The organism is Enterococcus sp. C50 (assembly GCF_040887505.1).
Classification (GTDB): Bacteria; Bacillota; Bacilli; order Lactobacillales; family Enterococcaceae; genus Enterococcus_B; species Enterococcus_B thailandicus.
Genome location: NZ_JBFOFW010000003.1, coordinates 181,038 through 194,107, shown reverse-complemented (window position 1 = coordinate 194,107; position 13,070 = coordinate 181,038). Strand labels below are relative to the sequence as shown.

12 protein-coding genes are annotated in these 13,070 nt (G+C 35.8%); 2 read left to right on the top strand and 10 right to left on the bottom strand.

What is annotated here, in order from left to right; genetic code table 11:
* Positions 1–11: 11 nt before the first annotated feature.
* The 4 genes from AB3I20_RS05730 to AB3I20_RS05715 all read right to left on the bottom strand — a co-directional run bounded on the left by AB3I20_RS05730 (position 12) and on the right by AB3I20_RS05715 (position 4,242).
* Positions 12–2,687: a pLS20_p028 family conjugation system transmembrane protein gene (locus AB3I20_RS05730; protein WP_222693687.1), complete on the bottom strand. Its 2,676-nt coding sequence runs from the start codon at positions 2,685–2,687 to the stop codon at positions 12–14.
* Entirely contained in the window at positions 2,674–2,892 is a 219-nt protein-coding gene (locus AB3I20_RS05725) for a hypothetical protein (RefSeq protein WP_002317976.1), read from the bottom strand. Before AB3I20_RS05725 ends, AB3I20_RS05730 begins: the two co-directional genes overlap by 14 nt.
* Before the next feature lie 14 nt (positions 2,893–2,906).
* On the bottom strand, positions 2,907–3,782 hold the full coding sequence (locus tag AB3I20_RS05720) for a hypothetical protein (protein WP_002317977.1): 876 nt from the start codon (positions 3,780–3,782) through the stop codon (positions 2,907–2,909).
* Between the two features lie 157 nt (positions 3,783–3,939).
* Complete coding sequence (locus AB3I20_RS05715; protein ID WP_002299877.1) at positions 3,940–4,242, bottom strand: helix-turn-helix domain-containing protein; 303 nt, start codon at positions 4,240–4,242, stop codon at positions 3,940–3,942.
* Positions 4,243–4,443: 201 nt separating this feature from the next.
* Between AB3I20_RS05715 and AB3I20_RS05710 the strand changes: the two genes are divergently transcribed.
* The gene (locus AB3I20_RS05710; RefSeq protein WP_002287690.1) at positions 4,444–5,241 is read left to right on the top strand and encodes a helix-turn-helix domain-containing protein; all 798 of its coding nucleotides are present in this window, start codon (positions 4,444–4,446) and stop codon (positions 5,239–5,241) included.
* Between the two features lie 50 nt (positions 5,242–5,291).
* Positions 5,292–6,434 carry a tyrosine-type recombinase/integrase gene (locus AB3I20_RS05705; RefSeq protein WP_002287688.1) on the top strand — a complete coding sequence of 381 codons (1,143 nt, stop codon included), beginning with the start codon at positions 5,292–5,294 and terminating at the stop codon, positions 6,432–6,434.
* A 97-nt stretch (positions 6,435–6,531) separates the two neighbouring features.
* Here the strand turns inward: AB3I20_RS05705 and sufB are convergent, their stop codons facing one another.
* From sufB to AB3I20_RS05675, 6 genes are all read right to left on the bottom strand, one after another.
* Positions 6,532–7,923 carry a Fe-S cluster assembly protein SufB gene (gene sufB / locus AB3I20_RS05700; protein WP_368027074.1) on the bottom strand — a complete coding sequence of 464 codons (1,392 nt, stop codon included), beginning with the start codon at positions 7,921–7,923 and terminating at the stop codon, positions 6,532–6,534.
* 4 nt (positions 7,924–7,927) lie between these two features.
* Positions 7,928–8,398, bottom strand: a complete 471-nt coding sequence (gene sufU, locus AB3I20_RS05695; protein WP_067482762.1) for a Fe-S cluster assembly sulfur transfer protein SufU — start codon at positions 8,396–8,398, stop codon at positions 7,928–7,930.
* The gene (locus AB3I20_RS05690; protein WP_071869092.1) at positions 8,385–9,617 is read right to left on the bottom strand and encodes a cysteine desulfurase; all 1,233 of its coding nucleotides are present in this window, start codon (positions 9,615–9,617) and stop codon (positions 8,385–8,387) included. The genes sufU and AB3I20_RS05690 overlap by 14 nt, the downstream gene beginning before the upstream one ends.
* Complete coding sequence (sufD, locus tag AB3I20_RS05685) at positions 9,614–10,903, bottom strand: Fe-S cluster assembly protein SufD (protein ID WP_067482764.1); 1,290 nt, start codon at positions 10,901–10,903, stop codon at positions 9,614–9,616. The genes AB3I20_RS05690 and sufD overlap by 4 nt, the downstream gene beginning before the upstream one ends.
* A gap of 12 nt (positions 10,904–10,915) precedes the next feature.
* Positions 10,916–11,689, bottom strand: coding sequence for a Fe-S cluster assembly ATPase SufC (sufC, locus tag AB3I20_RS05680; protein ID WP_067482766.1), 774 nt, complete (start codon positions 11,687–11,689; stop codon positions 10,916–10,918).
* A gap of 530 nt (positions 11,690–12,219) precedes the next feature.
* On the bottom strand, positions 12,220–13,065 hold the full coding sequence (locus AB3I20_RS05675) for a MetQ/NlpA family ABC transporter substrate-binding protein (RefSeq protein WP_067482768.1): 846 nt from the start codon (positions 13,063–13,065) through the stop codon (positions 12,220–12,222).
* Between the last annotated feature and the right edge of the window lie 5 nt (positions 13,066–13,070).

Here is a 13,070-nt window from a genome sequence, read left to right as displayed (position 1 = left end):
AATTCCCCCTTTTATTTTTTTAATAGTTTATCGAAAAGCGGATTAGGATCATTAAGTGTATCTCTGAATAACTCGTTGTCTTCATAAGTGAATCTTCGTCTTGGTTTTGATCCCTTATCATTTTCACGGATTTCACTATCAATAATCACTGTTTCATGATTTGAATCAAATTTTTTCGCTGACTTTCTGTCTTCAACGATATTGATTTTTTGTGTTTTTTCTTTCATTTCTCCACTATCTTTTTGAACGTTCTCCCGAACATCTACTGTTTTGAATCCTTGACTACTTGTAGAACTTTGTACATTTTCTCGGACATCTACTGTTTTTGGTTGACTTGCACTGCTACCTTGCACATTCTCTCGAACATCCACTGATTTAAACCCTTGACTACTTGTAGAATTTTGTACATTTTCTCGAACATCTACTGTTTTTGGTTGACTTGCACTGCTACTTTGCAGATTTTCTCGAACATCAATTGTCTTAGTACCTTGACCATTTGAAGAACTTTGTAAATTCTCTCTTACATCAACATTCCGTCCGACATGACCATTCAATGAACCTTGAATATTTTCTCGGACATCTACTGATCGGCCACCTTGACTACTTGTAGAATTTTGTAGATTTTCTTTGACCAATTTTTCTAATCCGGTATTTGAGTTTTTAGCTTCTTGGATTCTTTCTTTGGTCAACGCTTCTTTTTCGTCCGTATTAGCTCCTGTACGCCCTTCTACACGTTTCCTTAACATTTCCTCACGATTCATTGCTTCAGGCGTGTATTTAGCTTCTTGTCGCTTCTGATTAATTAATTCTTCAGCAGACTTAGCTTGACCGTGCATAGCATTTTTACGTTCTTCAAGATCTTGTTGAACTTTTTGCTGAATTGCACTTACAGGATTATTATTCGATTCAGCATTATTTTTCATTGCTTCACGCATACGTTCAGAACTAGACATAATTCTATCGGCATTTTCAACCTTAGCACCATCTTTTCTATCCGAAAGACGTGTTGGCATGGAATCAGCATATTTTCCAGTTTCATCTTCTTTATTTTTAGCTAACATAGGTTTGCTATTTTTATTAATAGCGGACACTGTACCATCATCTAAACCTTCTTTGAACTTATTCTTGGTATCATTAGCCATATCACGCATACTCTTAAATGGTTTTATTGCTCTTTCACTAGCCATTGTAGCTCCATCTGAAGCTAAACCTGATAATCCACGTTCATGGGCATATCCCAAAGCTCTTCCAGTTTTGCCAGCTTTTTTTGATAGAGTTTCGCCGAAATTCTTTTCTGGTTTTCGATCTTCTCCTTCTCCGCTGTCTGATCCATTTCCATTTCCGCTTCCTTTAGCACGATTAAATCCAGTTGATCCTTTTCTAAACAGCATTGCGCCCATACCAAAAGCAGAAGCAAGTTGCCCATAGCCTTCTTTGAGTCCAATATCAACACCAAAGTATCTCATGACTGTTCCACTGCCTTTTATCAGCACAAACACAGCACAGATATAAGCAATTGTTTTTATAAAAATATTTGTGGAGATACCTTGTCCAGCATTTAAAAAATTGATAAACATAGCAAACATAGATAGTCCAAACCCTTGAAATCCAACTGTTAAGTAACATTGTAAAATATCGGATAAAACAACTTTTGAACGTTGTCCTGTTTCAATATCTGTCGCAAAAACAAGAACACCTAACACACGTTTAAATGCAAGTTCTAATATTGCTGTAATGATCACAAACGCGCTGAACACATAGGCGATTGCTAACGCTGTCAATCCAATCGAAATCCCCCAAAGATTTGCTTGATAGCGATAATAGCCTGATTTCAAACTATCAGAAAATGTTGATAAGAAGTTATCAGAGAACTTTGTAGCAACAAATTCATTATTAGAATTTTCAACTAATTCATAGCGAAGATTATCCGCAGCTGGATTTTCTTTTTCCAATTTATCAATCACTTTATCCGTTAACACTTGTGTGAGATCCGTCTGTTGAAAATTTTTTCGTGTTAACTTATTTCGATCCTCCGTTTTATCAATGCTTGAGTACTGATCTGTTTTATTAATATATGCCAAATCTGTTACTCCTTGTTTTATCAATGACCAAGCGACTCCGTCATCTGAATTTGTAATCGTAGTAGCATCATTGTAAAATATTTTGGAAAATTGAATACCGCTAGAAATCATCGTTGGCATTAAAAGAATTAATGCTACAGACATCACTATATTCGTTCCAACAGATTTTAAATCTATTGTTCCTTTTCCAGTAATCATCTTGTAGCCAACAAACATCAATGAAAGGATCATTAATCCAACGACAATTGTATTCATGACTGATTGATAAACGTTATTTAGCCCTGTACTTTCAATGAAATTGAACAAATCCAGCACATCTGGAATCATATTTTGAATCGAATCAGTCACAGTAAACATGCCTTTTACCACAGCCCATCCAAGCCAAATCCCGAACTGACTAAGGAAATCTCCATTGTATTTTTTCAGGTAAGGTCTATAAAGAGAATTATTCAAAAACTCTGTTTGACTTTTTGTGTCATCAAACCAATTGAAAATGCTAGCTTCAACAACATTCCTTGTAAAAACAACGCTAATCATTAAAACAAGCACACTGAGTGCTAACCAGTTTATCTTTCTACTAACGATTTTTTCTTTAATTGCTTTCATAGTTTTCTCCTTCAGCCCATTTTCTTAGGCTCTCAGAGAGCTTATGAGCCGTTTTTCTGTCAATTATGATGTGAGTGACGTAACAATCGTTTTTAGCCTTTAAATCGAGGACTATAGTATTGAAACAGATACTCTCGATTAACTCAAGAGTATCTGCGTTATGATCAAGACAATAAATTTGATATATTAACCGTTTTTCAATCATATTATTAATCCTTTCTAACCTATTTTTTTCAGTGCCTCTAGCATATCCTGTCTACTAGCTTTTTCTTGCTTAGCTATGTCCTCCCAATGGTTTCTAGCTGTGGTGTTGATGAACTTCATTTCATCAATTTTTTCACCGAGATTCAGTTTTTCGTTTATAGAATTAAAAAGTCTTGTTAGCATTTTGTTTGTTATATCAAAATAATCTTGACCTCGAATTTCTATTTTATATTCTCTTTCAATTGAATCTTTCATACTAGCAATCAACTTAAGATACTTTTCTCTTTGAACTTCTGTATATCTATCACCTAGTGTAGTGATTATTTCAATTCCTTTCTGATTTATAATATTTTCAAAAAAGGAATTCTGATCTTGATTAATCTCTTCTATACTATCCTTATCTTGATTAGTTTGATCTTGACTATTCTGACCTTGACTTAACTGTGTATCCGATTTGACATCGCTTGGTATACCAGCTGGATACCATTTTTCCATTAAATCGCCTCTTAGCGGTTCTACTTGGCCAGATTTCAAAATCACATCAAGTTTTACTGGCTTTAATTTTGAGAAAAATTCTGGTTTTAAGTTCAATAACTTGAAGCGGTAAATAGATGGTTTATACCTATCTATTCGTATATTTTGGTTTTGTAACCAATGGGGGAGAAATGTTAACAAATCTTCATTTAAAAAAAATACAAAACCTTTTGTGAAAAGTATCTTTACATCATCATCGGGTGTTCCGAGCATTTTCATGTATGGATACGCTTCGACAATTCCGTCATCGTCTGCGTTTGTGTTCAGATATACGTATAATAATTTTGCTGAATCTGACATCTTCATAAAACTTGCATTATTTAAGAATGATTTAGCCAGCATTCTTTTTTCTGCCATAAAAATCACACTTCTTCCTATTTGAATGTTAAAATATAGTCAAATAAAGTTTTCTTAGAACTTTATTCATTATCGAGTGTTTCCCTTCGTCTGCAAACTATCGGGAGCACTCTTTTTTTATACAAACTGCTATTCCTTTCCAAACTAGATTTGTTATTCATCTTCTTTCAAAACTTCCACCTCTCTTCATTCGAGCAAACATAAACTCATTAACTGCCTTTTTCGAATAAAACTTTCTTGCACCCAATTCCACAACGGGTAAACCTTCGTTTCTCACAGCATTTTTTAAAAAGTTTTCGCTCACATTTAAGTATTCTGCCATTTCTTTTTGATTGAGGTATTCCCTTGTCATACCCGCATTTTCTTGAGCCTTTTCAATTGCCTTTGTAGCAATTTGATAAAACTGCTTTAGAAACATTTCCTCCTGTTCTTCTGAAATCATTAATTTTATTGCTTCCACAAAAACCTCTCCTTTTTAATTAATTATTCTATAACTCCTCTACCTTTATAAGTACAAATAAATACAAATTGCGTAAAAAAATGTATTTATTTGTATTTATAAGAATAAAGTATCATACTCCAGATAAAAAGTAAATACTTTTAAATACTTTTATTTTATAAATATGATATACTATCTTTAAAAATAAAAAGGAGAAAAAAGATGAAGCCAAATCCTTCAGAAGCAGGAAAACGAATCAAACAATTACGCCTTTCATGTGGTTTTACTATGGAAGAACTTGGAAGGAAAATAGATAATTCACCACGTGCGACCATATCCAACTGGGAACGTGGGACCAATTTACCAAATCCACAAAAGCTGAAATTATTATCAACTATCACTAATTCAACAATTGACTGGATTAAATGGGGAACTTTAGAAGAATATATAACTTCATACCTTATCGATATAGGGTATGAGCTATATATTAAGGACTTCCCAGAAATACCTCACAAAGTCTTTAAAGACATTCAAGAAAGATATAGTGATACGTTTTCGCTAGATAAAGACTATGAGTTATTGAATCCTATAATAAAAAATATATTTACAAAATATTACTCAAAAGATTTTGAAATTTATCTAAATGAGATACTTGCTAATAATATCAATCCTCTGATTGAAGAGTACGCTAACCAAAGACACTCTATCTCTAAAGAGCTATTTTTCAAAAGAGCCAACAGTAAACTTCAAGACAAGATAAGAAATGGTGATTTCAAATACGGTGAAAAAGAAAGAATGATTGATTCTTTAAAACAGCTATTAGACGAAATGGACTTAGCCTATAAAGATATTTCAAAGTATTCATCTGTCGAGGATTTCTTTTATAAAATTACTAAAAACCAATTTGAAACAGAAAAATTTATTTCAGATCTTAGTAAAAAATACAATTTCCCATATGAGAAAAATAGTATAATCGCAAAATTTTTAACTGATAATCACGATAAATTTAAAAATAATTGATTCTTCAAATAACTTCTCTACCTGCAATAATGAAGTAAGGAGAGAATCAAATGGCAACATTTTTTAGTTATAAATTACAAAATGGCGAAAAATATTGGGGATTTGAAACTTATTTAGGGAAAGATCCCAAGACTGGAAAAGATATACGTACAAAGCGTAGAAGATTCAAATCAAAAGCTGAGGCGCAAACAGCACTTAATAGACTACTTGTAGACTTTAAAGAAAAACAAGAGTTTAAAATCAATGTTACAACTTTTCAAGAGTTGTATGAATTATGGATTGATAACTACAGAACAAGAGTAAAACCGTCTTCTGTTGCCGTTGCTCAACGTTTTTGCAAAAACCATATATTACCTGCTTTTGGGGAATTACGATTGGATAAAATAAGTGTTAGCTATTGCCAAAAACAGGTGAATGAATGGCACAAAACATTAAAACAATATGGTTTCTTGAGAAAAACAACTGCTCAAATATTTAAATTTGGAGTAGCAATGGAAGTCTGTAAGGATAATCCTATGTCTAAAACATTGCTTCCAAGAAAAATTGAAGAAGAACAACCCTTGAAGTTTTACACGAAAGATCAATTACAACTGTTTTTACAGAATACTAAAGAAAATAATTCAGTTAAACTGTACACTTTTTTCCGTTTATTAGCTTATACAGGAATGCGTAAAAGCGAAGCATTGGCGCTTCAATGGGAAGATATAGACTATTTCAATAAAACAATAACAATTGGTAAAACTATCGCTCAAGACGAGTTTAATCAAGTAGTTCTACAAGTACCTAAAACTAAAAATTCATCAAGAACGATTCAGCTTGATGATTTTACACTTAAACAACTGCGTATTTGGCAACAAGAACAAATGAAAATAATGATCTTATATGGCTATAACACGAATTCACCAAAACAGTTTCTTTTCACTACAAACACAAACAAGTTGTACTACCCCCAAGTAGTAAACGATTGGTTAGACTGGATTTACAAAAAGACACCGATGGAGCCTCAAATTACTCCACATGGATTTAGGCATACCCACTGTAGCTTATTGTTTGAAAGTGGTGCGTCGATAAAAGAAGTACAGGAACGATTAGGTCATAAAGATATTAAAACTACCATGAATATCTATGCTCATGTCACACCACAATCTGTTAAGAAAACTGGTGACCGATTTGCAAAATTTATGGGCGAATAATTCCAAACGTAGCCAAAAACGTAGCCAACCATTAAAATACAAATAAAAAAACGCTCGAAACGCTTTAATATCAACGTTTCGAGCAATGAAATAGTTATTAACCCACAGACCCTTCCATCTCATAACTGATCAAACGATTGAGTTCAACCGCATATTCCATTGGAAGTTCTTTAGTGAATGGCTCAACAAAGCCCATCACGATCATTTCTGTCGCTTCTGATTCAGTCAAGCCACGGCTCATCAAATAGTAGAGCTGCTCTTCGGAAATTTTTGAAACTTTCGCTTCATGTTCTAAAGAAACTTGACTGTTGTGGATTTCATTGAATGGAATCGTATCTGATTTTGATAGTTCATCCATAATAATCGTGTCGCATTCAATGTGAGAAATAGATCCTGCGCTGTCTTTAGCAAAGGTTACTTGTCCACGATAGTTGACTTCGCCACCGTCTTTTGAAATTGATTTTGAGACGATAGAGCTTGAAGTGTTTGGTGCATTGTGAATCATTTTAGCACCTGTATCTTGGATTTGATTTGCACCTGCAAAAGCGATTGACAACATGGTACCTCGAGCACCTTTTCCGTCCAAGTAAACACTTGGGTATTTCATCGTTGTTTTCGCACCAAGGTTCCCATCAATCCATTCAACTGTTGCGCCTTCGTAAGCTTTTGCACGTTTCGTTACTAAATTATAGACGTTGTCAGACCAGTTTTGGATGGTTGTATAGCGGCAATAAGCATCTTTTCTGGTATAAATTTCAACAATCGCTGCATGTAAACTATTACTTGAATACGTGGGTGCCGTACAGCCTTCCACATAGTGAACACTAGCGCCTTCATCAACAATAATTAATGTTCGTTCAAATTGTCCAGTATTTTCTGCATTGATTCGGAAGTAGGTTTGTAAAGGAACATCTACTCGGACACCTTTTGGTACATAAATGAATGTGCCACCTGACCAAACCGCAGAGTTAAGTGCAGCTAATTTGTTGTCGGTTGGTGGAACTAATTTAGCAAAATATTCCTTGAATAATTCTGGATATTCTTTCAGTGCAGAGTCGGTGTCAGTAAAAATAATTCCTAATTTTTCGAATTCCTCTTTCATGTTGTGGTAAACCACTTCTGATTCATATTGAGCTGAGGCTCCTGCTAAATAAGCACGTTCGGCTTCAGGAATACCGATTTTTTCAAAGGTTTCTTTGATTTTTTCTGGTACATCTTCCCAATCACGAGCAGGCTTATCACTTGGTTTTTGATAATATTTAATGGCCTCAAAGTCAATATCAGACAAGTCAGGTCCCCAAGTTTGCATCAGCATTTTATTAAACGTCTCTAACGACTTCAAGCGAAACTCGAGCATCCATTCTGGTTCTTCTTTAATTCGTGACATTTCACGAATTACTTCTTCAGTTAATCCTTCTCCGGTACTGAAAACAGGTTGCACATCATCGTGAAACCCAAATTTATATTCTTCTAATTCTGGTACGCCCATATTCTCACTCCTCTTCTTTATGGTAATGGTGGGCTGTTGCTGTGCCATTTTCAGTCACTGCTTGACTCAATGCTTTCCAAGCAAGTGTGGCACACTTGATTCTGGCTGGAAACTTCGCAACGCCACTTAACATGGCTGCATCACCTAATTTTTCTTCATCGGCGACTTCATTTCCTTGTACGAGTTGTAAAAATTCAACTGTTAAGTGTTGTGCTTCGGCAACGGTTTTACCGATTACAGCATCCGTCATCATCGAGGCACTGGCTGTACTGATTGAACAGCCACTACCATCAAATGCAATATTTTCAATCACGCCATTTTTAACATCTACTTGTAATTCGATCACATCACCACAAGTTGGATTGTTTAGTTCGATTTTATTCGTTGACTCGGTCAAACTTCCACGATGGTGTGGATGGGAAGAATGATCTAGAATCACTTGACGATAAAGATTGTCTAATTTAGATAGTCCCATGTTGGAAAAACTCCTTTGTTGCGAGAATTGCTTCAACTAACCGATCCGCGTCTTGCTTAGTATTATAGAAATAAAAACTTGCTCGAGCTGTTGCAGGTACCTGTAAATAATTCAATAATGGTTGTGCGCAATGATGGCCTGCTCGAACTGCTACACCTTCCATGTCAAGTGCTGTTGCCACATCATGTGGATGTAAATTTTCTAAATTAAATGCAATCACTCCGGTACGCTTTTCTGGCTCTTGTGGACCATAAATCGTTAATCCTTTGATTGCTTGAAGTTTAGGCAATACATAAGCTACAATTTCTTCTTCATAACGATGGATTTCTGCTAATCCAATCGTTTCTAAATAATCAATCGCATGACCAAGCGCAATCGCGCCAGCGATGTTCGGCGTTCCAGCTTCAAATTTCCAAGGAAGTTCTTTCCATGTGCTATCGTAAAGTTCAACGAAGTCAATCATTTCTCCACCAAACTCAACTGGTTCCATTTGTTCTAGCCAAGTTCTTTTACCATATAAAACACCAATTCCAGTTGGCCCACACATTTTATGACCACTAAAAGCATAAAAATCGCAATCAAGTTCTTGAACATTGATTGGCATATGTGGTGCAGCTTGCGCCCCATCAACCACGATTACGCCACCTTTTTCGTGAACGAGTTCTGCTAAATCTTTCACTGGATTTTTGACACCTAAAACATTAGAAACGTGGGCGATTGCAAGAATCTTTGTTTTTGCTGTAATTTTTTCTTTTGCATCAGCCATATCGAGTAATCTTTCTGGTGTTAATTCGATATACTTTAAGGTTGCACCTTTTTGTTTAGCCAGTTGTTGCCATGGAATGATATTAGAGTGATGTTCCATATAAGAAAGAACGATTTCGTCTCCTTCATGAATGAACTCCCCAAAGCTTCTTGCAACCCAGTTTAAACTTGTCGTCGTCCCGCGCGTGAATAGAACCTCTGCTGTTTCATTCGCATGGATAAACCGGCGAACTTTTTCTCGAGCAGCTTCGTATTCATGCGTTGCGCGTTCTGCTAAAGTATGAACCCCACGATGCACATTCGCATTATCTTTTTCATAATAGTTAGTTAGTGCAGCCAACACTTGCTTTGGTTTTTGGGTCGTTGCAGCATTATCCAAATACACCAAGGCTTCATCGTTCACTTCTTGAAATAAGATAGGAAAATCAGCACGTAATTTTTCTGCATGAATCATGCATTCAACTTCCCTTCAATGACCTCAATCAATTCTTTTTGCACTTCTTCAACAGGGATAGCCGTTAATACGGAACCAAGGAATCCGCGAATAACTAAGCGTTCAGCTTCTTCTTTATGCAAACCACGGCTCATCAAATAATACATTTCCTCTGGATCTACACGGCCAACACTAGCAGCATGGCCAGCAGTTACTTCATTTTCGTCAATCAAAAGAATTGGATTAGCATCACCACGTGCTTTATCTGAAAGCATCAAGACACGACTTTCTTGCTGTGCATCCGCACCTTTTGCGCCTTTTAAGATATGCCCAATTCCGTTAAATGTTAACACACCTCGCTCACGAATCACGCCATGTTGTAAAATATGACCAATCGTATGTGGTGCTTTATTCGTCACGCGTGTATCAATTCCTTGTGTTTGTTTGCCACCACTAATAGCAACGATCTTAACTTCAGAATGACCGCCTTCGCCAACTAAATCAGAATCAAAGTCAGCAACAATATTGCCATCATTCATCACACCAATTGCCCAGTCTACAGAAGCATCACGTAAAATATGACCACGGCGATTCATATAAGCCGTCACATTCTCACCTAGTTGATCAACTGCGGAAAATTTCACTTTTGATCCAGCTTTCGCAATGACTTCCACCACGATATTTCCAGAAACTTTTGCTAGTTGCTCACCCGTTGTTTGAAAACGTTCAAGGTAAGAAAATTCACTATGTTCATCTGCGACAATCAAGACATGTTTAAAGAAATGTTGATCGATTGTGCCATCTTGAATAAATAAAGATTCAATTGGTTCTTCAATCACGACATTTTTAGGTACATAAAGAAATAAACCACTATTCATAAATGCTGCGTGCAAGGCAGTTAACTGATCTTCATCCATATTGACAGCTTTTGTCATATAGTATTCTTGTACTAATTCAGGATACTCTTGCATTGCAGTAAAGATGTCGGTGAAAATCACACCTTGTTCTGCTAATTCTGTCGATAATTGTTCAAAAACAGTCCAAGTTCCCTGTTGTACCAGCACTGGATTGTCTTTCATTGTATCAAACGCAGCAACATTCCCAGCATCTGTCACAATATCTGTCATTTCTTTGATATCAAATAACGGCCAGCGAGCAAATTTTACTCGTTCAATTTTTGGTAAAACCAATTCATTTGCTTTTGCCAATGCTTGTTGACGAAGCTCTGTCATCCAAGCAGGCTCTCCTTTACTCAAAGAAAAGTCGTTGACCGCGTCAAGATGGTCGAGCCAGTTTTTCTCTTTCATTCCTGCTCCTCCTTACGCTTCTTCTTCTTTGTAGTCGATTCCTAATTCTTTACTGATTCCAGCATAGCCTTCTGCTTCTAAACGTTTTGCTAAATCAGCGTTTCCAGTCATTACAACGCGACCTTCCATCATGATATGGACCACGTCAGGAGTGATATAGTTCAACAAACGTTGATAGTGAGTGATGATTAATGCACCAAAGTTTTCGCCACGCATTTCATTCACACCTTTTGCTACTACTTTTAATGCATCAATGTCTAGTCCTGAATCGATTTCATCTAAAATAGCAAATGTTGGTTCAAGCATCAACAATTGTAAAATTTCATTACGTTTCTTTTCACCACCAGAAAAACCTTCGTTCAGATAACGTTCAGCCATTTCTTCAGGCATGTTTAATAGATCCATTTTTGCATCTAATTTTTTCAAGAAAGTCATGACAGACATCTTGTTATCTTCATCACGTTTTGCATTGATTGCTGCACGCATAAATTCTGCATTAGTGATTCCTGGAATCTCACTTGGGTATTGCATCGCTAAAAATAACCCTAGTCGTGCACGTTCATCCACTTCTAAGTCTAAAATATTTTTCCCATCGAATAAAACTTCGCCTTCTGTTACTTCATAATTAGGGTTCCCCATGATTGCAGCAGATAAAGTTGATTTACCTGTTCCATTTGGGCCCATGATTGCGTGGATTTCGCCCGTTTTCATTACTAAATTAACACCTTTAAGGATTTCTTTCTCCTCGATAGATACATGTAAATTTTTTACTTCTAAGACAGACATGCCAGTTTCCCTCCAAATTCTCTTTCGTTCTCACCCATTTTAGACTAATTGAGAATGAAGCGCAATGATCTAACCAGCCGAAATTAGAATAACTTTCATTTATTCTCAAAAAAGCTTTATTTTTACATTGTAATTTATATAAAAAGAAAGGAGCCAGGATAAAAGTAGCCGAAATAGAAAAAAACGCCTAAAATTCGTTTTTTAAACGTTGATTTTAGGCGTTTTTTAAATTAAAAAATGTATTATGAACGACTGATTTTTAGTTTTGTCTCGGTCTCTCTTTTATGAAACATTTCTAGTTGTGCGTAGTGACGTTTCTCGTGAGATTTATTCTGATTTTATTCAAAATTTAGAAGCTATTTTGCATGCTTACTCGCTATCTATTCGGAGCTAAACGTTTTGTGCCACAACCTTTTCCACGGTGTTCCCAAAGCAACTCCTCGAAATAATTCGTAACTGTCAAAAATATGAAAAGCTATTTTTATCAGTTACTTTTTATTTTTTGGAGCTAGTCGCTTTGCGCCACACCTTTATTTTGCATCTGCTGAGACTGGCTTCACAGAACCGCCCCATTTTTCAGTGATCCATTTTTGAACATCATCACGGTGTAACACTTCAATCAAAGCTTTGATTTTCTTGCTGTCCTTATCTTTTGAACGTGTTGCAATGATATTTACATAAGGTGAATTGTCTTGTTCTAATAGCACCGCATCTTCCAATGGATTCAAACCAGCACCATAAGCAAAGTTTGCATTGATTGCAACTAAGTCACCTTCATTATTTTGATAAGTCGACGCAAGTAAAGAAGGATCAATTGTATGATTGAATTTTAAATTCTTAGGATTTTCTGCAATATCATCAAATGTCGCTGTTTCAAGATCCACACCATCTTTGACTTTCACTAAATCAGCATCTTGTAAAATTGTGATGATTCGACCCCAGTCAGATTCTGAGTTTGAAGTAATGATTGTAGCACCATCTTTTAATTCAGAAATATCTTTGATTGATTGAGAATACAAGCCCATTGGTTCAATATGGATGGCACCAGCATTCGCAAAGTCATACCCTTTTTCTTTGATTTCTTTGTTCAAATAAGGAATATGTTGGAAATAGTTGGCATCAATATCGCCTTCTTCAAGAGCTTGGTTCGGTAACACATAATCATCAAACTTAACAATTTCAAGATTGATGCCTTCCTCTTTCAATAATGGTTGGACGTGTTCCAAAATTTCTGCATGTGGTGTTGGTGATGCACCAACTTTTAATGTTGTTTCATCCGAACTATCCTTTGCGCTGTCTTTTCCGCTGTTCCCACAAGCTGCTAAACCGACTGTTAATAAAAGTGCTGCTGCTAATCCAAAAATTTTCTTTTTCATCCTGA

What these genes read in the sequence shown, in the direction of transcription:
- AB3I20_RS05730 (WP_222693687.1), bottom strand. Translation starts at nt 2,687, where the DNA reads ATGAAAGCAATTAAAGAAAAAATCGTTAGTAGAAAGATAAACTGGTTA.
- AB3I20_RS05725 (WP_002317976.1), bottom strand. Translation starts at nt 2,892, where the DNA reads ATGATTGAAAAACGGTTAATATATCAAATTTATTGTCTTGATCATAAC.
- AB3I20_RS05720 (WP_002317977.1), bottom strand. Translation starts at nt 3,782, where the DNA reads ATGGCAGAAAAAAGAATGCTGGCTAAATCATTCTTAAATAATGCAAGT.
- AB3I20_RS05710 (WP_002287690.1), top strand. Translation starts at nt 4,444, where the DNA reads ATGAAGCCAAATCCTTCAGAAGCAGGAAAACGAATCAAACAATTACGC.
- AB3I20_RS05705 (WP_002287688.1), top strand. Translation starts at nt 5,292, where the DNA reads ATGGCAACATTTTTTAGTTATAAATTACAAAATGGCGAAAAATATTGG.
- sufB (WP_368027074.1), bottom strand. Translation starts at nt 7,923, where the DNA reads ATGGGCGTACCAGAATTAGAAGAATATAAATTTGGGTTTCACGATGAT.
- sufU (WP_067482762.1), bottom strand. Translation starts at nt 8,398, where the DNA reads ATGGGACTATCTAAATTAGACAATCTTTATCGTCAAGTGATTCTAGAT.
- AB3I20_RS05690 (WP_071869092.1), bottom strand. Translation starts at nt 9,617, where the DNA reads ATGATTCATGCAGAAAAATTACGTGCTGATTTTCCTATCTTATTTCAA.
- sufD (WP_067482764.1), bottom strand. Translation starts at nt 10,903, where the DNA reads ATGAAAGAGAAAAACTGGCTCGACCATCTTGACGCGGTCAACGACTTT.
- sufC (WP_067482766.1), bottom strand. Translation starts at nt 11,689, where the DNA reads ATGTCTGTCTTAGAAGTAAAAAATTTACATGTATCTATCGAGGAGAAA.
- AB3I20_RS05675 (WP_067482768.1), bottom strand. Translation starts at nt 13,065, where the DNA reads ATGAAAAAGAAAATTTTTGGATTAGCAGCAGCACTTTTATTAACAGTC.